20 protein-coding genes and 5 tRNA genes are annotated in these 20856 nt (G+C 63.1%); 10 read left to right on the top strand and 15 right to left on the bottom strand.

Features of this window, described 5'->3' with window-relative positions:
* Window positions 1-268 (bottom strand): transposase (locus tag BMW28_RS10660; protein ID WP_407640952.1); only part of this gene is annotated, 268 nt, incomplete at its 3' end.
* 73 nt (window positions 269-341) lie between these two features.
* Here BMW28_RS10660 and BMW28_RS10655 point away from each other — a divergent pair.
* Window positions 342-2987: a molybdopterin-dependent oxidoreductase gene (locus tag BMW28_RS10655; RefSeq protein WP_159430750.1), complete on the top strand. Its 2646-nt coding sequence runs from the start codon at window positions 342-344 to the stop codon at window positions 2985-2987.
* A 54-nt stretch (window positions 2988-3041) separates the two neighbouring features.
* Here the strand turns inward: BMW28_RS10655 and BMW28_RS10650 are convergent, their stop codons facing one another.
* Entirely contained in the window at window positions 3042-3596 is a 555-nt protein-coding gene (locus tag BMW28_RS10650) for a hypothetical protein (protein ID WP_091817680.1), read from the bottom strand.
* A gap of 210 nt (window positions 3597-3806) precedes the next feature.
* On the opposite strand from BMW28_RS10650, the gene BMW28_RS10645 reads away from it, so the two are divergent.
* Genes BMW28_RS10645 through BMW28_RS10635 form a run of 3 tightly spaced genes read left to right on the top strand, consistent with a single transcriptional unit; the run spans window position 3807 to window position 5783 of the window.
* Window positions 3807-4460 carry a protein-L-isoaspartate O-methyltransferase family protein gene (locus tag BMW28_RS10645; protein WP_091817717.1) on the top strand — a complete coding sequence of 218 codons (654 nt, stop codon included), beginning with the start codon at window positions 3807-3809 and terminating at the stop codon, window positions 4458-4460.
* A 16-nt stretch (window positions 4461-4476) separates the two neighbouring features.
* A complete protein-coding gene (locus BMW28_RS10640) occupies window positions 4477-4839 on the top strand; it encodes a rhodanese-like domain-containing protein (RefSeq protein WP_234970122.1) in 363 nt (120 codons plus the stop codon).
* 26 nt (window positions 4840-4865) lie between these two features.
* On the top strand, window positions 4866-5783 hold the full coding sequence (locus tag BMW28_RS10635) for a restriction endonuclease (RefSeq protein ID WP_234970121.1): 918 nt from the start codon (window positions 4866-4868) through the stop codon (window positions 5781-5783).
* A 53-nt stretch (window positions 5784-5836) separates the two neighbouring features.
* Here BMW28_RS10635 and BMW28_RS10630 read toward each other — a convergent pair whose 3' ends face one another.
* Window positions 5837-7252 (bottom strand): 3-deoxy-D-manno-octulosonic acid transferase, encoded by a 1416-nt coding sequence (locus BMW28_RS10630; protein ID WP_091817711.1) that lies wholly within the window; start codon window positions 7250-7252, stop codon window positions 5837-5839.
* A 13-nt stretch (window positions 7253-7265) separates the two neighbouring features.
* On the bottom strand, window positions 7266-8654 hold the full coding sequence (locus BMW28_RS10625; protein ID WP_091817675.1) for a phosphomannomutase/phosphoglucomutase: 1389 nt from the start codon (window positions 8652-8654) through the stop codon (window positions 7266-7268).
* Window positions 8655-8771: 117 nt separating this feature from the next.
* Between BMW28_RS10625 and BMW28_RS10620 the strand changes: the two genes are divergently transcribed.
* The 6 genes from BMW28_RS10620 to BMW28_RS10595 all read left to right on the top strand — a co-directional run bounded on the left by BMW28_RS10620 (window position 8772) and on the right by BMW28_RS10595 (window position 12671).
* Entirely contained in the window at window positions 8772-9314 is a 543-nt protein-coding gene (locus BMW28_RS10620) for a methylated-DNA--[protein]-cysteine S-methyltransferase (protein ID WP_091817672.1), read from the top strand.
* A gap of 78 nt (window positions 9315-9392) precedes the next feature.
* Complete coding sequence (gene pilV / locus BMW28_RS10615) at window positions 9393-9959, top strand: type IV pilus modification protein PilV (protein ID WP_091817669.1); 567 nt, start codon at window positions 9393-9395, stop codon at window positions 9957-9959.
* Window positions 9956-10837 (top strand): PilW family protein, encoded by an 882-nt coding sequence (locus tag BMW28_RS10610; protein WP_091817666.1) that lies wholly within the window; start codon window positions 9956-9958, stop codon window positions 10835-10837. The genes pilV and BMW28_RS10610 overlap by 4 nt, the downstream gene beginning before the upstream one ends.
* On the top strand, window positions 10834-11691 hold the full coding sequence (locus BMW28_RS10605; protein ID WP_091817662.1) for a PilX N-terminal domain-containing pilus assembly protein: 858 nt from the start codon (window positions 10834-10836) through the stop codon (window positions 11689-11691). The genes BMW28_RS10610 and BMW28_RS10605 overlap by 4 nt, the downstream gene beginning before the upstream one ends.
* Window positions 11684-12139 carry a type IV pilin protein gene (locus BMW28_RS10600; RefSeq protein WP_091817660.1) on the top strand — a complete coding sequence of 152 codons (456 nt, stop codon included), beginning with the start codon at window positions 11684-11686 and terminating at the stop codon, window positions 12137-12139. Before BMW28_RS10605 ends, BMW28_RS10600 begins: the two co-directional genes overlap by 8 nt.
* 4 nt (window positions 12140-12143) lie before the next feature.
* Window positions 12144-12671: a GspH/FimT family protein gene (locus BMW28_RS10595; protein WP_159430751.1), complete on the top strand. Its 528-nt coding sequence runs from the start codon at window positions 12144-12146 to the stop codon at window positions 12669-12671.
* A 181-nt stretch (window positions 12672-12852) separates the two neighbouring features.
* On the opposite strand, the gene BMW28_RS10590 is transcribed toward BMW28_RS10595, so the two are convergent.
* From BMW28_RS10590 to folC, 11 genes are all read right to left on the bottom strand, one after another.
* Window positions 12853-12929 (bottom strand) — tRNA-Asp (locus BMW28_RS10590).
* Between the two features lie 59 nt (window positions 12930-12988).
* A tRNA-Glu gene (locus BMW28_RS10585) sits at window positions 12989-13064 on the bottom strand.
* A 52-nt stretch (window positions 13065-13116) separates the two neighbouring features.
* A tRNA-Asp gene (locus BMW28_RS10580) sits at window positions 13117-13193 on the bottom strand.
* A 60-nt stretch (window positions 13194-13253) separates the two neighbouring features.
* A tRNA-Glu gene (locus BMW28_RS10575) sits at window positions 13254-13329 on the bottom strand.
* 12 nt (window positions 13330-13341) lie between these two features.
* Window positions 13342-13417: transfer RNA gene (locus tag BMW28_RS10570), tRNA-Ala, on the bottom strand.
* Between the two features lie 62 nt (window positions 13418-13479).
* Window positions 13480-14877: a glutamate--tRNA ligase gene (gltX, locus tag BMW28_RS10565; protein WP_091817654.1), complete on the bottom strand. Its 1398-nt coding sequence runs from the start codon at window positions 14875-14877 to the stop codon at window positions 13480-13482.
* 108 nt (window positions 14878-14985) lie between these two features.
* Window positions 14986-16209 carry an O-succinylhomoserine sulfhydrylase gene (locus BMW28_RS10560; RefSeq protein WP_091817651.1) on the bottom strand — a complete coding sequence of 408 codons (1224 nt, stop codon included), beginning with the start codon at window positions 16207-16209 and terminating at the stop codon, window positions 14986-14988.
* Window positions 16210-16243: 34 nt separating this feature from the next.
* Window positions 16244-17752 carry an amidophosphoribosyltransferase gene (gene purF, locus BMW28_RS10555; RefSeq protein WP_091817649.1) on the bottom strand — a complete coding sequence of 503 codons (1509 nt, stop codon included), beginning with the start codon at window positions 17750-17752 and terminating at the stop codon, window positions 16244-16246.
* 52 nt (window positions 17753-17804) lie between these two features.
* Entirely contained in the window at window positions 17805-18353 is a 549-nt protein-coding gene (locus BMW28_RS10550) for a CvpA family protein (protein WP_091817648.1), read from the bottom strand.
* Window positions 18354-18371: 18 nt separating this feature from the next.
* Complete coding sequence (locus BMW28_RS10545; protein ID WP_091817645.1) at window positions 18372-19418, bottom strand: SPOR domain-containing protein; 1047 nt, start codon at window positions 19416-19418, stop codon at window positions 18372-18374.
* A gap of 82 nt (window positions 19419-19500) precedes the next feature.
* Entirely contained in the window at window positions 19501-20826 is a 1326-nt protein-coding gene (gene folC, locus BMW28_RS10540) for a bifunctional tetrahydrofolate synthase/dihydrofolate synthase (protein ID WP_091817643.1), read from the bottom strand.
* Window positions 20827-20856 lie beyond the last annotated feature (30 nt).

Here is a 20856-nt window from a genome sequence, read left to right as displayed (position 1 = left end):
CGAATCCGGTAAAGACCATGAAGTCCAGGCGTACGCGCAGGGCCTGTTCCAGCTGGGCATCAGACAGGCCGTGCCACTGACCGAGCAGCATGAGCTTGAACATGCCCAGGCGGTTATAGGGCTCGGGGCCACCGGCACCCGACTTCTCACGCTGGTACAGTCCCTTGAGGTGGCCGGCGATGGAATGCCAGTCCAGCAACTCGTGCAGCTTCATGCTGGGACTGTCCTGCACCAGCGGCTTGGCACCCATCAAGAAGAAACTGTCCATCGCGATCATCCTCCTGCTGTCATTGGAACATGGTTTGTTGGGCTTCCGGGGGGTTATGCAACGGTCTTAGGCTGTGCAAGCTGCATCAGGGGCCGCGAGCGGCGCCAGCGCAGCCGCCTCGGCACCCGTCGCCATTGATTACAAGACCTTTACCGGCACCCTCTTCCACGCCGACCACTACGGCCCCTTCATGGCCACCATCACCAACGGCAAGCTGGAAAAGGTCACCCCCACCGCGCACGATAAGATGCCCACGCCCATGCTGACCGACGGCGTGCTGGCCCGCACCTACGACAAAACCCGCATCGCCGGTCCCATGGTACGCAAGTCCTATCTGGAATGGGTGCAGAAGGGTAACAAGGGCAGCAACAAGCCGGAATTGCGCGGCCAGGATGAATGGGTGCAGGTGAGCTGGGATACCGCCCTCGGTCTCACCGGCAAGGCCATTCTGGACACGATCGAGAAGCACGGCAACGAAGGCTGCTTCAGCAGCTCCTACGGCGGTTGGTCGCACGGCGGCATCTTCCGCCCCAATGTGCTGCAGGGCCGCTTCTTCAACCTGCTGGGCGGCTCGTCCATGACCACGGGCGACTGGTCCGCCGGAGCCGGCCAGATCATCATGCCCATGGTGATCGGCGACATGGAGGTGTACTCCGCCCAGACTTCCTGGGAACAGATGCGCGACAACACCGAGGTCTTCCTGCTGGTAGTCTGCGATCCGGACAAGAACAACCGCATCGAATACACCGCCTGCGACCACGAAATGTACAGCGGCTGGGATGCCATCAAGCAGGCCGGCTGCAAGTTCATCTCCATCAACCCGCAGGTCACCACCACCGACGAGAAGATGGGTGCGGAATGGGTGAAGATCATCCCCAACACCGACACCGCCCTGTTCCTCGCCATGAGCTACCACCTGCTCGAACAAGGCAAGCACAAGCAGGATTTCATCGACCAGTACACCGTCGGCTTCGACCGCTTCAAGACCTACCTGCTGGGCAAGGGCAAGGACAAGGACGGCACCCCGCCCAAGACCCCTGAATGGGCCAGCAAGATCACGGGCATTCCGGCCGACAAGATCCGCGAGCTGGCTGACCTGATGGCCAGCAAGCGCACGCAGATCGGCGGCTCTTGGTCGATCCAGCGCGCGCACCACGGCGAGATGCCCTACTGGGCCATCGTCAACTTCGCCTGCATGCTGGGCAACATCGGCCTGCCTGGCCAGGGCGTGGGTTTCAGCTGGCACTACGGTGGTGGCGGCATGCCGCAGTCTGGCGGCACCGCACCCACCGGTCTGTCGCAGGGGCGCAATCCGGTGAAGAAGATCTGTCCTGCCTCCCGCATCACCGAGATGCTGGAAGGTCCGGGCAAGCCCTTCGTCTACAACGGCACTACCTACACCTACCCCAAGGTCAAGCTGATCTACAACGCCGGCAACAATTTCATGAGCCATCAGCAGGACACGAATGCGCTGATCCGTGCCATGCAGAGCGTGGACACCGTGATCGTGCAGGATTGCTGGTGGAATGCCTCCTCGCGCTGGGCCGACATCGTGCTGCCTGCCACCACCACGGTGGAGCGCGACGACATCACCTCCGCCGGCACCTACAGCATCGACAAGGTGTTTGCCATGAAGCAGCTGATCGCCCCGGTAGGTGATGCGCTGGATGATTTCGAGATCTTCCGCCGCCTGTCCGCCCTGTGCGGCATCGAGTTCGCCTTTACCGAAGGCCTCAAGCCAATGGATTACATCAGACAGGCCTACGAGAAATCCTCGGCGGTCAAGGACACCCCCTTCGCCAAATTCTGGGAAGAAGGCCATGCTCCCATCAAGGTGCCCGAGGAGGCACGCAAGTGGGTGCGCCATGCCGAATTCCGCGCAGACCCCGCCAAGCACCCGCTGCATACCCCGAGCGGCAAGATCGAGATGTATTCCGCCACCATCGACAAGATGCGTCTGGACGACATGCCACCCATGCCCAAGTTTCTGCCGCCGGCCGAATATCTGGGCAACGCCAAGCCGGACGAGGTGCACGTGGTGAGCCCGCACCCCTACTACCGCCTGCATTCGCAGATTGCCAATGCCGAACCGGTGCGCAAGCTGTACGAGATCCAGACGCGCGAGCCGCTCACCATCAGCCGCGCCGATGCCGAAAAGCGCGGCATCCAGGACGGCGATCTGGTCGAACTGTACAACGAGCGCGGCGCGCTGGTGGTGGGCGCCAAGGTTTCCGACAAGATCATGCCCGGCGTGGTGAGCATCTACGAGGGCGCGTGGCCGCAGCTGGACAGCAAGGGCCGCTGCAACAACGGCCTGGTCAACTTCATCACCTCCAACCGCCGCGCCAGCAAGCTCACCCAGGCCACCACCGCCAACACCTGCCTGGCCAGCCTGCGCAAATGCACCGATGCCGACCCGGGTGGCAGCAAGGCCTTCGAGCCGCCCGCCATCACGAAGAGCGACATCGCCTTCGACGCGAAGTTCTACGCACTCGATCGTGCCGCCGCACTGCGTGCAAAAGCCACGGCCTCCATGGGCAAGGGCGAGAAGATCTTCTACCAGCGCTGCACCGTCTGCCACGGCCCGCGCGATCCGGCCCAGTACACGCTCAAGCAGTGGCAGGGCATCACGCCCAGCATGTTCCAGCGCGCCGGCCTGAATGATGGCGAGAAGCAACTGGTGATGGAGTTCCTGCAGAAGAACGCCAAGCAGGGCTGATGTGAACAAGTCGTCCCGGCCATGCTGCTGCGTGCCGGGACTGTTTGCAGAGGCTCAAAACGCGTAACGCGCCATCACGAACGCAATGTTGCCGTAGCGCCTGTCCTTGTACTTGCCACCTGGAATATAGGTGGCATACAGCGAAAAGTCGCCGTAGCCCAGTTCCGCCACCGGCAACACGGCCGGAAACGGCAGGTAGTTGTGGAAATACCGGCGTGCGGTGACAAAAGCCGTGTAGCCCAGGCCGGCAAAAAGTCCGGAAGGCTGGGTACGCCAGGTTTGCAGATAGCCGGCCACCGGCTGCACATCCCCTTCCGAATCCCTGAAGGCCAGTGCGTAGAAGCTGTAGTGGCTTCGGCCATCCGGCGTTGTGGCGCTGCGCCCAATGCCCAGCCCCCAGGGCTGTTCGTTCAGGCTGGATCGCTCCTCTGGCGTGTAGGTATTGCGGTCATGCCAGGCATGCAGGGGCAGATAGAGATCCACCTTGCCGTTTTCGCCGGCCGCGTTCCAGCGATTGGACACCGTGTCGATGGCGCGATCCAGCAAGGAATCCGCATGCGCCAGGGCTGGCATCGCACACAGCAGGAACATCAGGACAGATCGGCGCATGCAAGCTCCAGGAGAATCGCTCTGCCGACGCGGCAGAAGCCGCCATATGTTGCAAAACGTATATGACACTTTCGAGACAGCTTGCGGCCGGATGCCCCCACACTGCAGTGCGCCGCAGCATGGCTTGGGGAAACCCCCGCTGCACACGTTAAAATAAGTAAATTCGTCTGTACAACCATGCGCCACACAGGCGCGCGTGCCGGAGCAAGCATGAACATCGAACAAGCCCGTTTCAACATGATCCAGCAGCAGGTCCGCCCCTGGAACGTGCTGGATGATCAGATTCTGGAACTGCTGGAAGAGGTCAAGCGGGAAGACTTCTGCCCTGCCGAACATCGCGACATGGCCTTCATGGATCTGGAAATCCCGATCGGCCACGGCCAGGTCATGCTGACCCCGCGCGTACAGGCCCGCCTGGTGCAGGACCTGCAACTCAAGCCCACCGACAAGGTGCTGCAGATCGGTACCGGCACCGGCTACATGACGGCCCTGTTGGCCAGCCGCAGCCAGCAGGTACAGGCTTTCGAAATCCATCCCGAACTGGTCAAGCAGACCGCCGACAACCTACGCAAGGCAGGCATTTCCAATGTAGACCTGCGCCACGGCGACGGCTTGGCTGGTGCACTGGCAAACGGCCCCTACGATGCCATCGTGCTGTGCGGCTCCGTGCCTGCCATCCCGCATGAACTGCAGGACAAGCTGGCCACCGGCGGCCGCCTGATCGGCGTGGTCGGTCACGAGCCCATGATGCACGTGCACCTGGTCACGCGCGCCAACTCCGGCACCTTCGACACCGTCAAGCCCTGGGACGTGATCATTCCGCGCCTGGAAGGTTTCCCCGAGGTGTCGCGCTTCCGTTTCTGATTCCCGGCGTCCCGCCGTGACTGTTTCCGAACTGGCTCCGGCCCAGGTTGCCGACTGGGCCGCACAGGTGCGCGCCAGCGGCCTGACGCCCTACGTGCTGGACGTGCGTGAAGACTGGGAGCGCGACGCTGCCCATGTGCAGCCTCAGGCGGCAACTCAGGGCTTTGTGCTGCTGACCGAACCGCTGTCCCGCCTCGGCGCTTCGCTCGACCGCCTGCCCGACGACCCCGACACGCCCATTGCCTGCCTCTGCCACCATGGGGTGCGCAGTTTTCATGTGGCGCATTTTCTGGCACAGCAGGGGCATGATGCGGTGTGGAACATCACGGGTGGGATTGATGCGTGGGCTTTGGTGGATCCCACCATCGGGCGTTACTGACCCAGCAAACCTGACAAGGATGTACCGTGATTCCAGACTATCAATCCCTGATGCTTCCAGTCTTGAAAGTCACGGGCGATGGCAACGAGCACCACATGAAGGAGCTCGTCAGCACCTTGATCGATCAGTTCGGAATGACCGACGAGGAGAAAACACGCCTGCTTCCGAGCGGCACGACGCTGGTATTTGCCAGCAGGGTAGCCTGGGCCAAGACATACCTGAAGCAGGCTGGCCTGCTCTCCGCGCCCAGACGAGGCGTATTCAGGATTACGGAAGATGGCCGCGCACTCTTGGCCACGAATCCGGGGGCTATCGACAACACCCTGCTGAACAATTACGCATCCTTCAGGGACTTCCGGGATCGTTCCAGACAGGCTGAAGCAGAGCCCGCTTCGCCGACTGCAGGCGGGGATCTGTCCATCGAATCCACGCCGGAAGACGCAATGGCAGCGGCTTACAAGCGTCTTCGTACGGAATTGGAATCCGAGTTGCTACAGCAGGTGCGACAGGCGACACCTGCATTTTTCGAGCAAATCGTGGTCGACCTGATTGTGGCGATGGGCTATGGCGGTTCGCATCAGGATGCAGGAAGAGCCATCGGAAAGTCCGGTGATGGTGGCATCGACGGAATCATCAAGGAAGACAAGCTTGGCCTCGACACCATCTTCCTGCAAGCCAAACGCTGGGAAGGTGTCGTCGGGAGGCCTGAGATCCAGAAGTTTGCAGGCGCCTTGCAAGGGCAGCGTGCAAGCAAAGGCATTTTCATCACGACCTCCAGTTACTCTCGTGAAGCATTGGACTATGTCCAGCACATTGCGAGCAGGATCATTCTCATCGATGGCCCTGCCATGGTGCGCCATATGGTCGACTACAACGTCGGTGTTTCGGTCGCAGGCAGATATGAGATCAAGAACATTGATAGCGATTACTTCGAAGCCGATTGACCCCTACTCCGGCCGGTACGGTACGAAATTCCTGCCCTGCTGAGCGCATCGCACTAGGCGAGCCAGCCCCGTGCCTCAATGTCTCGCACAATCCGTTGCGCTGCCCCTTGGTGACGCTGACTGAATTCGAGCGCAGCCACCTCCATCCGGGACAATTTTTCGGTTGCAGACATCCCGTTCTTGCAGACCTCTCCAAGCTCCAGAGCCTGTTTCACTGCCTCGGCCATGCCTTCACAACGCAACGCAGCCCCTGCCTCGATGGCCTGCTCGCTGGCTTCGGCAAAGTTGAAGGTGTGCGGCCCCAGCAGCACAGGGCAACCGCAGGCGCAGGCCTCGATCAGGTTCTGCCCGCCCAGCGGCGCGAAGCTGCCGCCCATCAGGGCCAGATCAGCCAGAGCGTAGTAAAAAACCATCTCGCCCATGCTGTCGCCCAGCCAGACTGTGGGGGTGGCATCATTCCCAACGCTGACGGGAAGCGCCAAGGCTTTGGATGGTTGAGAAGCCTCGGTACCAGCAGGCGCACCCGGGTTGCCATCCGTAACTCCCCATGCACTGCGCCTGCGTACCTTCCACCCCGCCTGCTCCAGCAGGGCTGCGATTTCGTCGAACCGCTGCGGATGGCGCGGCACCAGCAACCACTGCGCAGCCAGGCGTTGTTCTGCAGGCAAGGCCGCCAAGGCATCGACCCAGAGCTGCTCCTCGCCCTCTCGGCTGCTGGCCAGCATCAGCACCGGTGTAGGCTTCTGCCCTGCCGCGGACATGGCAGCATCGCGCTCCGAGCGCAGCCGGTGTCCCAATGCCAGTTGCCGGGGATCGGGCCGGGCATCGAATTTCAGGTTGCCCGTCACGACGATCTCGGGCACGCCCAGCTGCTGCAGACGCCCGGCATCGCCTGCCGTCTGCGCATAGGCAACCTGCAACAGGCCGTAGATACGGCGCGCCAGCGAGGCAAAGCGCAGCGACTGGCGCAGGGTCTTGTCGCTCATGCGCGCGTTGGCCAGCACCACCGGAATGTCGGCGGCATCGCAGGCCGCCAGGATTTCCGGCCAGATCTCGGTTTCCATCAGCAGACCCAGGCGCGGCCGGAAGGTCTCGACAAAGCGGCGCGTCGCCGCACGGCTGTCCCAGGGCATCCAGACCTGCAGGTCACCGGGCTGCAGCAGCTTCTCTCCTTCCTGGCGCCCGGTCGCAGTGCCGTTGGTCAGCAACAGCCGCATGCCCGGGCGCGCCTCACGCAAGGCCTGCACCAGCACGGCAGCCGCACGCGTTTCACCCAATGACACGGCATGCAGCCAGACCCATTCCCCAGCATGACCCGCCGCGGCCTGCATCTCCTCAGACGTGTACTCGGCAAAACGCTGATGCACTGCATGCAGGTACAGCGGCTCCTGCGCCCCACGCCGGCGCAGCTTGCGCATCAGCAGGGGCCGGGCCAGTGCCATGGCCGTGCGGTAGAGGGTCAGCTGCATGGGCAGGAAGCGTTCAGTGCGCCGCAGCTCCCAGCACGGCATCCGGCTTCACACGGCGCAGCAGTTCCAGCATGGCATTCTGGATCCGCTCCAGCGCCTCGGGCGTGTGGCCCTCAAAGCGCAGCACCAGCACCGGCGTGGTGTTGGAAGCACGGATCAGGCCGAAGCCATCCTCCCAGTCCACACGCACGCCGTCGATGCCGTTGACCTGCGCCTGCCCGGCAAACTGCTGCTGCGCCAGCGGCAGCAATTCGGCAGCCAGACGATGCGGCTCGCCTTCGGCACACGCCACGTTGATTTCCGGGGTGGAATAGCTGGTCGGCAAGGCATTGAGCACGGCGGAAGGATCATCATGGCGGCTCAGGATTTCCAGCAGGCGCGCACCGGCATACGTGCCGTCATCAAAACCGAACCAGCGCTCCTTGAAGAAGATGTGCCCACTCATTTCGCCACCCAGCGGCGAATCGACTTCCTTCATCTTGGCCTTGACCAGAGAATGGCCGGTCTTGTACATCAGCGGCACCCCGCCGGCTGCAGCAATGGCCGGCGCAAGACGCTGCGAGCATTTCACGTCGAACACAATGGTGCCACCTGGCACGCGCTGCAGCACATCCTGCGCAAACAGCATCATCTGGCGGTCCGGGTAGATCACGTTGCCATCCTTGGTGACGATGCCCAGACGGTCGCCATCGCCATCGAAAGCCAAGCCCAGCTCCACATCGGTGTCGCGCAGGGCGCGCTTCACGTCCTCGAGGTTTTCCAGCTTGCTCGGATCGGGATGGTGGTTGGGAAAATCACCGTCCACTTCGCTGTACAGCTCGCTCACCTGGCAGCCCAGGGCACGGAACACCGACGGGGCCGTGGCACCTGCCACGCCATTGCCGCTGTCCACCACGATCTTCATCGGGCGCGCCAGCTGCACGCTGCTGACGATCTTGTCGCTGTAGGCGGGGAAGATGTCCTCCTGGCGCACGCTGCCGCCTTCGGCCAGCTGCCAGCTTTCCTGCTCGATGATTTCGCGCAGACCCTGGATTTCATCGCCATAGATGGCCTTGCCGGCCAGCACCATCTTGAACCCGTTGTGGTCCTTGGGATTGTGGCTGCCGGTCACCTGGATGCCGCTGTCGCACAGCGTATGTGCTGCAAAGTACAGCATGGGCGTGGTCACCATGCCCACGTCGATCACCTGTACGCCCACGTCCATCAGGCCTGCGATCAGCGCCCGGGCCAGCTCCGGGCCGCTCAGGCGACCGTCACGCCCGACGGCAACCACCTGACTGCCCTGCGCACGGGCACGCGTACCAAAAGCACGACCAATGGCGCGTGCCCCGTCCGCGGTCACGGTCGTAGGCACCACGCCGCGGATGTCATAGGCCTTGAAAATGGAAGCAGCAACTTGCATGAGGAGAAAGCCCGCTTGCGGACTGGTATTGTTGGATCGGCCCATTGTAAGGGGAGTAAACTGGATCATTCCCTGCGCGCACCGCGCCATCCACCACCGTTTACCAGCGAGCCCGCCATGCCTGCCGTTCCCTATCATCGCCTGCTGCAGGCGCGCAGCATCTACGCTTCTCCGCTGGGATCGCTTCACCTGGGCGCCACGGCAGATACCCTGGCCGGCGCCTGGTTCGAACCGCAAAAATACTTTTCGGTAGACGAGTTGGATGGTGTCCCCGTCGATCCGACACATCCGGTACTGAAGCAGGCCGCACTGGCGCTGGATCGCTACTTTGCCGGCGAGGAGCTGCAGAATCCCCCGCTCACCTTCGTTGAAGGCAGCCCGTTCCAGCAACGCGTCTGGCACGCGCTGGTCGGCATTCCGCAAGGGCACACCAGCAGCTACGGAGCCTTGGCCCATGCACTGGGATGCCCCGGTGGTGCCCGGGCGATCGGCATGGCGGTATCGCGCAATCCGATCAGCCTGTTCGTGCCCTGCCATCGGGTGGTGGGGGCGCGCCAGCAGCTTACGGGATACGCAGGGGGACTGGATCGCAAGATCGCCTTGCTCGAACTGGAGCATGCTCTGGTATCCGAAAAGAAGCCTGCATTGTTCGACGCCTGAGTTTTGGCGGGCCTCATCAGACTGTTTCCTTTGATTCTTTTTCTATTTTTATTAGAACTTTTTAATTAAAATGATGGGATGTGCAGACGCATCCCGTATCTCCACCGCCTTCACCGCAACCAGGGATTCAGCCTGATCGAAGTGCTGGTCACGCTGGTGCTGCTCGGCGTCGGCCTGCTGGGCGCACAGCAGATGCACGCCAATGCCTTGCGCCAGCATCGCGAAAGCCAGCAGCAGGCGCGCGCCGATCAGCTCGCGGCCGCTCTGGCGGAACGCCTGCGCGGCCATGCCGCCATGGCGCAGTTGCCCGGTGGCCCTTATGTGCTTGATGCCCGGCTGGATCATGCGCCTTCCGTGCCAGCCGATTGCGTCAGCACGCCTTGCCTCCTGCCCGAACAAGCAGCAGCGCATGACATCGCAAGCTGGATGCAGCGGGTCGCGCAGGAGTTGCCCGGCGCCCGCGTGCAGGTGTGCCCGGATGCGCAACCGCTGGATGCACAGGGTTTGCCGGACTGGAGTTGCGACGGAGCCAGCACGGGCCCCATCCGTCTGCTCGCCATCAAGCTCGGCTGGCCTACGCGCCACGACGCTGAGATGGTCCGTCCCGGCACCGTGCTTCTGGCAAGCACCGGAGCGCCGCCATGAGGCCCCTGCGTCGCCCCGCCCAGGGCTTTACGCTGGTGGAACTTCTGGTTGCCATGGCGCTGGGGCTGACCGTGATCGCCCTCGCCAGCTCCGGACTGCTGCTGGCGCGACAAGGCATGCAGCTGGTGGACCAGTCAACCCAGCTGCAGGACCGCGAGCGTCTGGCAAGGGATGTGATCACACGCCTGCTGCGGCAAGCCAGTGCAGGCCTGAACGGCGATCAGCCTGCCTTGTACGGCTGGGACAATGCCGCTTATCGCAAGCCGGAAACACTGGATTTTCTTTCCATACACAAGATCCACAATGGCAGCCGCCCCGGCCATTGCGGCAAGGTGCGTGACAGCAGCTGCCTGAATGGCAGCGACATCGTGGCCGTCCGTCTTCCATCCGGCTCCGCGCTATCCCATTGCGGGGGCACGAGTGCCCCGGTGCATCCGGTCAACCTCCTTTACCTTGCGCGCAGCAGCACGGGGGAGCCAGGCTTGTACTGCGCATACCCGAGCGCCAACGACTGGGTATCGGTGCCCCTGATCGAAGGGGTGGAAAGCCTGCAGTTTCTTTTCGGGCTGCAATCGGAGGATGCCGGCTCTTCCCACATCGTGCAGTGGAAACACGCAGGGGAACTGGAGATTTCCGGTGATGCCGCGGCCACGCGCTTGAACTGGCAGCGTGTGCACGCCGTGCAGGTGGCTCTGGTGCTGCGCAGTGCGGATGGCGTTGCGGCTCCCGGGCCAACAGTGCTGCATCCGTGGGGTGCCAGCCATGCAGAAATCGCTCCCACCGATGCGGGCGCCTCGCTGGAGTTGGCAGCAGACAGACGCCTTCGCCACATGGTGCAGTGGAGCGTCCATCTCCCCGCAGCGAAGGCCCCATCATGAAGGTGCTGACCTTCGATGAAACGCGAGGCAGCAAATGCCTTGTCTTCGACAGAGGTCCAGCCCCATGGGATCTCCGCAAGAACGGCGCACGCAAAGCCCTTGTTTCGAGTCACTGCACCAAGGTGCACCCTTCTCGGCTTCAGACAATCAGCGCCACAGGTTTCACCCTGATCCCCACCTTGATCCTGCTGCTGGCAGTCGCCCTGCTGGGCAGTGCCACCGCGCAGTGGATCACCTTGTCGGCGCGCTCCATCCACAGTGATCGCCAGCAGCAAATCGCTTACCACGCTGCAGCGGCGGCTCTCGACGATGCCGTCAGGGATGTGCTCCGCACTACGGGAGAAGCTCCTGAACGCATCGCCCTGCTTCAGTCTCTGGAATCGGCTGCCTCCTGGCCGCACGAAGGGTGTGGCAGCGTTGGCTTGCAAGGCTTGTGCGCACACCTGAATACGGAGCAGGCTGTCTTCTCCCTGACCCATGGGTCCGGCAACAGCGCCACAGGGATCGACTGGCTTGATCCGGATGCCAGTGTGGTATTCGGCACCTTCACCTCTGCCCGATACCCAAGTGGTGCTGGCGCACAGGCCGCCATGCCACCGCGTTATCGCATTCAACGCGTGATCGTTCCGACGCAGGATCAGCTTTCAAACACAACACCCTCCTACCGCATCACTGCGCTCGGTACAGGCCCGGCCCCTGCCCGCATCACGGTGCTGCTTCAGGCCGATTTCGAGCTGATCACAGGCCCTCCGCCCTCTCAGGAGCCTGACACCGCTACGGCAGCAACATCCCCACAGCTCCGCCAGCTTTCCTTCCGCCAATTGCCGGGCCCAGCCCTGACTTCCGATGACTGAATTCCGCATGCGGGGCTTTACCCTGCTCGAAACCCTGCTGGTGCTGACTCTGGTCGGCATTCTCGCCAGTCTGGCCTACCCCTCGTATGCACGCCATCTGCAAAGAGGCGAACGTCAGACCATTCAGACCGCATTGCAGGAGCAATTGCTGCAACAGGAACAGTACCGTGCACAGCATCAGCACTATGCCGCCTTCGAGGCAGGCGCGCCGGGGGATCTGCCGTTCCGTGCCGACACTGGCCATGGTAATGCGCGCTACCTGCTCGGCGCACGCGCCTGCAAGAACGACAGTGGCGAGGATCTGCCGTTGAGCGAATGCATCGACGCTTTTGCCGAGCTGGCCTCTACCACTGCGCCCAGCCCTGCCAGCCGCAATGCATTTGCCATCAACAGCTACGGTCAACGCAGTTGCCCCGACAACAACGCCCCCCACTCATGCCGGGACTGATGCCATGACACGTTCCCGCGGCTTCACCTTGCCCGAGCTGCTCGTCACGCTCACCCTGCTCGCAACGGCAAGTACCCTGGCGATCCCTGCCTATCGGGACTGGCAATCGCGCATCGAACTGCAGGAGGCGAGCGCCAGTTTCATCGCGGCAGCCCACGCGGCGCGCAGTCATGCACTGGCCACCGGCCGCAATGCACTGGTGCAGGCGCATGACGGCGACTGGAATGCCGGATGGAGGGTCTTTGGCGACGCCGACGGCGATGGCGAATGGAATGCCGATGTCGACACACTGTTGCAGGAGCGCAGCTATCCGAAGCAGGCCATCAGCATTTCTGCTCCGGCCACCGCTACCGGCAACGCCAATACCCTCAAGCAGGGCTATCTGGCGTTCAACGGACAGGGTTTTGCGCGCAACCGGGAAGGAAGTCTTGCCAATGGCCGGCTGGAGTTCCGCTTACATGACCGGTTACGCGCCGTTTTCTTCTATCGCACCGGGCGCATACGCACCTGCGATGACGAGGCCTGCTCGTAGGCGGCAGAAACTGCAATCAAGGCAATGTAGGATTAGCGAAACATCCTGCATCACTTGGGAGAGCATCACGCATTCAGCGGTCCGGCGCCCGGATCTGCACCCCAACCTGCCGCGCGCGTCCCTCGGAAAAAAAGACAACAAAAAACCGCCTGTTCACAAGAAACAGACGGTTCTGAAGAGGTGGCGGAGTGGACGGGACTCGAACCCGCGACCCCCGGCGTGACAGGCCGGTATTCTAACCAACTGAACTACCACTCCTGGTAGCTGGCCGCCTGCCGGAGCAAGCTGCCTGCCAGATGCCTTTTGCAGGCATTGTCTGGCGACCCTACGGGGATTCGAACCCCGGTACTCACCGTGAAAGGGTGATGTCCTAGGCCTCTAGACGATAGGGTCAAAACCTGGGAACTGACTAAAAAGCCTTGCACGAGTGCAAGGCTTTCGATGTTGGCGGAGTGGACGGGACTCGAACCCGCGACCCCCGGCGTGACAGGCCGGTATTCTAACCAACTGAACTACCACTCCTGGTGGTTCGCATGCTGTTTCCAGCCTGCTTGCCAAGACTGCTGTTGCCAGCAGTTTGTTTGGCGACCCTACGGGGATTCGAACCCCGGTACTCACCGTGAAAGGGTGATGTCCTAGGCCTCTAGACGATAGGGTCAAAACCTAGATTTGGTGGAGGTAAGCGGGATCGAACCGCTGACCTCTTGCATGCCATGCAAGCGCTCTCCCAGCTGAGCTATACCCCCAAATTTTGCTTCGCTTTCAACGAACTTCGTTTGCTGCGAAGACTTGAATTATAGGCCAGTTTTTAGACTTTTTGCAAGTCCCGCAAAACTTTTTTGCGTTGTTGCAATGTCAGCACGGCATCGAGGGAAGGCGTCTGGGAAGTCCCCATGACCAACACGCGCACCGGCATGGCCAAGTGCGGCATTTTAAGCCCAAAATCAGCCAGAATTTGCTTGATGGCTGCAGAAATTGCTTCCTGCGTCCAGTCACAGGTCTCCAGTTGCGTTGCCAGTGCTGCAATCGCCGGGCGCACGGCGTCCGTCAGGTGCTTGGCCTTGTCTTCTTCCGAAGCCTCCACCGACACATGGAAGCGCTCGATCCAGTCGGCCAACGCCACCAGCGTGTCGCAACGGTCCTTCAGCAGACCGCACATGGCCGGCAGGCGGCCATCGTCCAGCAGTGCGGCATCAATGCCCTTCTGCAGCAGGAACGGACGCACCAACTCGGCCAGGCGTGCATCGTCCATCGCCTTGATGTGCTGGGCATTCACCCAGCGCAGCTTGGCTTCGTCGAACTGGCCGGCGCTGCGGCCGAGGTGATCCAGATCGAACCACTCCAGGAACTGTGCGCGCGAGAAGATCTCGTCATCGCCGTGGCTCCAGCCCAGGCGCGCCAGATAGTTCACCATGGCATCGGGCAGGTAGCCTTCGTCGCGGTACTGCGTCACGGCCTTGGCACCGTTGCGCTTGCTCATCTTCTCGCCCTGCTCATTCAGCACGGTGGGCAGGTGAGCAAACACCGGCACCTGGGCACCCAGCGCCTCGAAGATGTGGATCTGGCGCGGCGTGTTGTTCACATGGTCGTCACCACGGATCACGTGGGTGATCTGCATGTCCATGTCGTCCACGCAGACGCAGAAGTTGTAGGTGGGCGTACCGTCCGGGCGCGCGATCACCAGATCGTCCAGCTCGGCGTTCTGGAACTCGATGCGGCCCTTGCACTTGTCATCCCAGCCAACAACGCCCTCTTTAGGCGTCTTGAAACGCAGCACGGGCTGCACGCCTTCGGGAATGGGCGGCAACACCTTGCCCGGCTCGGGACGCCAGGTGCCGTCGTAGCGCGGCTTTTCCTTGTTGGCCGTCTGGCGCTCGCGCAGGGCGTCCAGTTCTTCCATGCTCATGTAGCAGGGATAGACATGGCCGGAAGCCTGCAGCTGGGCCAGCACTTCCTTGTAGCGGTCCATGCGCTGCATCTGGTAGAACGGGCCTTCATCAGGCGTCAGGCCCAGCCATTCCATGCCTTCCAGAATCACGTCGACGGCTTCCTGCGTGGAACGGGCCACGTCCGTATCCTCGATACGCAGGATGAAGTCGCCCTGCTTTGCGCGGGCAAACGCCCAGGGGTACAGGGCGGAACGGATGTTGCCGAGGTGGATGAAACCGGTGGGCGACGGGGCAAAACGGGTACGGACTTGGCTCATGGGTGTCGGAGGAAAACAGGAATGGGGAACAGGACAAGCGGTACCGCCCGGCCAGCTTGCGCGTCACCCCTGCCGGGGCAGGCACAAGCACTTCGGCAAGGTCGACCTTCAGGCCAGCGTGGACAGGCCGCGCAGCAGGTCGGCCTTGAGGTCGTCCAGATGCTCCAGGCCCACGGCCACGCGGATCAACCCTTGTACCACACCGGCAGACTGGCGCTGCTCTTCGCTCAGGCGGCCGTGCGAGGTGCTGGCCGGATGGGTGATGGTGGTCTTCACATCGCCCAGGTTGGCGGTGATGCTGCACAGCTGCGTGCTGTCGATCACATGGAAGGCGCGGGCACGGCCCTGCTCGGGCGAATCGGCCTTGACGGTGAAGGACAGCACGGCGCCGCCCAGACCGTTCTGCTGGCGCATGGCCAGCTCGTGCTGCGGATGCGAAGCCAGGCCGGGATAGAACACGCGCTCCACCTGCGGCTGCTGTTCCAGCCACCGGGCCAGTTCCAACGCCTGCGCGCACTGCGCCTTCACGCGCAGCGACAGGGTTTCCAGCCCCTTCAGCACCACCCAGGCATTGAAGGGCGACAGCACCATGCCCGCAGCGCGGATGATAGGGTTGAAGCATTCGTCCACCAGTTTGCGGCTGGAGCAGATGGCGCCGGCCATCACCCTGCCCTGGCCGTCCAGGAACTTGGTGCCGGAATGAATCACGATGTCGGCACCCAGGCTGAGCGGGCGCTGCAGCACCGGCGTGGCAAAGCAGTTATCCACGGCCAGCAGCGCGCCAGCGTTATGGGCGATCTCCGCCAGTGCAGCAATGTCGCACAGGTCGGTCAGCGGGTTGGTCGGCGTTTCGGCAAACAGCAGGCGCGTGTTGGGGCGCACGGCGGCACGCCAGGCTTCGGCATCGGTCTGCGGCACAAAGGTGGTTTCGATACCGAAGCGCGCCATGTCCGTGCCCATCAGCTTGATGGTGGAGCCGAACATGGACTGCGAGCAGATCACATGGTCGCCGGTCTTGAGCAGGCCCATGGCCATCAGCAGCACGGCGGACATGCCGCTGGCGGTGGCGATGGCCGCCTCCGCACCTTCCATTGCAGCCAGGCGCTGTTCGAAGGAAGTCACCGTCGGGTTGGCCGTGCGCGTATAGGTATAGCCATCGGCCGGATGGGCAAAGTTGTGCGCGGAGGTTTCGCTGTCGGGCTGGACAAAGCTGCTGGTCAGGTACAGCGCTTCGGAGTGCTCGCCGTACTGGCTGCGCGGCAGGGCCTGGCGCACGGCCAGGGTATCGACATGCCAGCCGGTTTCGGCTGGCGCATGGAAATCTTGGGACATCGGAAAGGCAATCGGATAAAACGGCAGAGGGGACTCAGCCCTGGATTTCGGCGTTGGGCAGCGTCAGGCGCGAGGTGGAGTCACCCTCCTCACCCGTCTTGGGACGTTCCTGCTGCATGCGCGCAATGTCGCCATCGCAGATGTCGCCCGTCACGTACACGCCATCGAAGCAGGAGGCATCCATGTTCGCGATGGACGGATTGAGTCCATGCATGGCGGCCTTCAGCGCGCCGAGGTCCTGGTAGATCAGGGCATCGGCACCGATCAGGGCACGCACTTCCTCGTCCGTGCGGTTGTAGGCCACCAGTTCCTGCTGGGTTGGCATGTCGATGCCATACACGTTGGGGTAGCGCACCGGCGGCGCAGCGCTGGCCAGGTACACCTTCTTGGCGCCGGCATCACGCGCCATCTGCACGATTTCCTTCGAAGTGGTGCCGCGCACGATGGAGTCGTCCACCAGCAGCACATTGCGGTCCTTGAACTCGCTGGCCACCACATTCAGCTTCTGGCGCACCGATTTCTTGCGCACGGCCTGGCCGGGCATGATGAAGGTGCGGCCCACGTAGCGGTTCTTGACGAAGCCTTCGCGGTACGGCAGGCCCAGCACATGCGCCAGTTGCATGGCGCTGGGGCGGCTGGATTCGGGAATCGGGATCACGGCGTCGATCTCGGACGGCGGCACCATGGAAATGACACGCTTGGCCAGTGCCTCACCCATCTTGAGGCGGGCGCGGTACACGGACACACCATCCAGTTCAGAATCGGGACGGGCCAGATAGACATACTCGAACAGGCAAGGGTTGAGCACCGGATGCTCGGCGCACTGCTGGGTATGCACATTGCCTTCCAGATCGACGAACACGGCCTCGCCGGGCGCCACGTTGCGGTCGAACGGCACGCCCACGCCCTCCAGCGCCACGGATTCGCTCGCCACCATCACGGTGCCATCTTCGCTCTTGCCCATGCACAGCGGACGGATGCCGTGCGGATCACGGAAGGCCAGCATGCCGTGGCCGGCGATCATGGCGATCACGGCGTAGGAACCTTTCAGGCGACGGTGAGCAGCACGCACGGCGTCGAACACGTCCTGCACTGCGGGCGTGCGGCCGTTGCTGGTCACCTGCAACTCGTGCGCCAGCACGTTGAGCAGTACTTCGGAGTCGCTCTCGGTGTTGGTGTGGCGGTGGTCGGTGGAGCTGAGCTCTTCACGCAGGCTGCGCGCGTTGGTCAGGTTGCCGTTGTGCACCATCACGATGCCGAAGGGCGCGTTCACGTAGAAGGGCTGCGCCTCTTCCTCGCTGTAGGCATTGCCCGCCGTGGGGTAGCGCACCTGGCCCAGGCCGCAGTTGCCCGGCAGCGCACGCATGTTGCGGGTGCGGAACACGTCGCGCACCATGCCCTTGGCCTTGTACATGAAAAACTTGCGGTCCATCTGCGTGGCAATGCCCGCCGCATCCTGGCCGCGGTGCTGCAGCAGCAGCAAGGCGTCATAAATCAACTGGTTCACCGCCGAACGGCTGACCATGCCCACGATTCCACACATAATCTGTACCCTTCCTTGCTGCAGAGCTGTCCGGCTGCAGCACCCGATTCATTCACGCTTTCGCATCAAGAGCCGGCGGCAGCCAGCCCCGTATTTCGTTCGGCAGCAACGGCGACACCTGCTGCAGCGACGCCGTCAACCAGCCAGCTGCCGGCGACTGCGTCCACCAGCTGCCCTGGTGCAGGGGCGTGGACCACACGGCCACCGTCAGCAGCCACAGTAGCACCACGGCGCGCAACGCGCCAAAGCCGGCACCCAAGACCCCGTCCACGGCACCCAGCCCCAGGCCCTGCAGGCTGCGCCGTATCGCGCCGGTAAGCAGGCTGATCAGCAGCAGCACCAGCACGAACACCAGCGCAAAGGCCAGTACATACTGGGCCTGCTCGCTCCAGCCACGCATCAGTTCGCTCGCGCCAAACCAGATCTTCACGGCCGGCGCCGCCCAGCGCGCAGCCAGGAAAGCCGCCACCCAGGACAGCACGGAGGCCAGTTCTGCCACCAGCCCGCGCACCATGCCCAGCGCAATCGACAGCAGCAGGACCGCGATGCAGATGGCATCGAACAATCCCGCCGACTGCCACAGGCTCAGCACGCTATCCATCACGATTCAACCCTGCCGTCAGTAACTGTACATCGACACCGGCAAGCCGAGCGCCTTGACCTTCGCGGCCACGCGTTCCATTTCCTTGCGGGTGGTAAACGGACCCATGCGCACGCGGGTGACTTCCTTGCCACCGATCTTGACCTTCTGCGTGAAGTTGCTGATGCCGGCGGCGGACAGCTTGCGGCGCGTTTCTGCAACGCGCGCGTCCTCGACAAAAGCACCCACCTGCACCACGAAGCGGCCCTTTTCCGGGAAGTCATAGTTGACAGCCGGCTTTTCTGCGGTCTTCTGGGCTTCTTCACGCGCCTTCTGTTCAGCCAGCTTGCGCTGCTCCGCTTCCTTCGCCTTCTGCTCGGCCAGGGCACGCTGTTTCTCGGCTTCTGCCTCGCGGGCGGCCTTTTGTTCGGCTGCACGCTCTTCCGCTGCCTTTTGCTGCGCCAGACGTGCTTCGGCTGCCTTCTCTTCCGCAGCCTTCTTGTCGGCGGCACGCTTTTCAGCCGCCTTCTGCTCGGCCAGACGGCGCTCCTGCGCCTTCTTGTCGGCAGCGCGCTTCTCGGCAGCCTTGCGGTCTGCCTCTGCCTGCCTGGCAGCCTGTTCCTCATCGGCCTTGCGTCTGGCTTCAGCTTCCTTCTCTGCCTCGGCAGCCGCCTTGTCCTGTTCGGCGCGCTGCGCCGCTTCGTCGTCACGGCTGGCGGCATCATCGGCAGCAGGCTGGGCAGCCTGTGCGCTGCCGGCATCGGCCACGATTTCCTCGTTGTCGGCCAGGCTCTTCTGCACGTCCACGCGCGCGGCAGGCGAACCGGCCGCCACCACGTCGACCTTGTCATCCATCACAATCGGGATGGTGGGCGATACGGTGCGCGGCTCAGCGTCGAACACGAGGGGAAACAGGATGACGGCAGCCACCACCAGAACGGCGGAACCGATCAGGCGATGACGCGCGCGACGGCGCAGGTCTTCGGCAGACGGCACCAGCCCGGCAGGAGCACGGCTCTTGTCGGCGGCAGCGTCGGCCGGAGCCGGATTTTGGGGGCTGGAATTTCGGTTTGAGAAAATTGCCATGCAACAACCAGTGGTTCAGGATCCTGCAGGTGCGGCCTTGTGGGCGATGTGCACCTGCTTGCGGGTGCGGCGGTTGCCGCGCTCAGTCCGCCACATGTGGAGCCGAAAGGCGGGGCAAAGGTTCCCGCAACACTTCACCCACCGTGTAGAAGGATCCGAAAACCACAATTCTATCAGCCGGGTCTGCTGCCGCAATGGCGGCTTGCAGTGCCTGTTGCGGGCTGGAATAAGTCTCTGCCTGCGATTGCACCACGCGCCCGCCCTGCCCGCTGCAGCATTCCTGCCACTGCGCCAGCAGGCCTGCCGCGGTTTCGGCGCGCGGCGTGGGCAGATCGGTGAAATACCAGCGGTCGATCACAGGATGCATGCGGCGCAGCATGTCGCCCAGATCCTTGTCGGCCATGGCACCGAAAACGCCGTGCGTGGTCGGGTAATACGGCATGGCATCCAGGTTGGCCACCAGTGTTGCCGCGGCATGCGGGTTGTGGGCCACATCGAGCACCAGCGTCGGCTGGCCGGGCACCATCTGGAAGCGGCCCGGCAGCTCCACGGTGGCCAGACCCAGCCGCACCGCCTGCGCCGGCACCGGCAGGCGATCACGCAGTGCCGTGAGCGCGGCCAGCACGCCAGCCGCATTGACCAGCTGGTTGGCACCGCGCAGGCCGGGATAGGCCATGCTGCTGTAGCGGCGGCCACGACCGGCCCAGCTCCACTGCTGCTGGTCACCGGCAGTGTTGAAGTCGCGCCCCACCAGCCACAGGTCGGCGCCCAGCTTTTCGGCGTGCTGCACGATGCTCTGCGGCGGCATCGGATCACTCACCACCGCCGGCTTGCCGGGGCGCATGATGCCGGCCTTTTCCACGCCGATGGTCTCGCGGTCGTTGCCCAGGAACTGCACGTGGTCGATGTCGATGCTGGTGATGATGGCGCAGTCGGTATCGATCAGGTTGACGGCATCGAGGCGGCCGCCCATGCCCACCTCGAGGATGACGGCATCCAGTCGGGCGCTGGCCAGCGCATCCAGAATGGCCAGCGTGGTGAATTCAAAATAGGTCAGGCTGATGTCGCCGCGAGCCTGTTCCACGGCCGCGAAGTGCTGGCACAGCACGGCCTCGTCCAGCGGCTCATTATTGATGCGGCAACGCTCGTTGAAATGCACCAGGTGCGGCGAAGTGAACAGGCCGGTGCGGTAGCCGCCCTGACGCAGAATGCTTTCGAGCATGGCGCAGGTCGAACCCTTGCCGTTGGTGCCGGCCACGGTGAACACCGGACAGTCGAAGTGCAGCCCGGCGCCGTCATGCATGCGCGCAGCCACGGTGCGCAGGCGGTCCAGGCCGAGATCGATGGTGACGGGGTGCAGCTGCTCGCAGTGGGCCAGCCACTGGTCAAGAGTGGTGAAGGATTGCATGGCGCATATTGTCCCAGACTCGACCCCGGC

The sequence above is a fragment of the Allobrachymonas denitrificans DSM 15123 genome (assembly GCF_900110225.1).
GTDB classification, from domain to species: domain Bacteria; phylum Pseudomonadota; class Gammaproteobacteria; order Burkholderiales; family Burkholderiaceae_C; genus Brachymonas; species Brachymonas denitrificans.
This window is presented reverse-complemented; position numbering and strand designations above follow the sequence as displayed.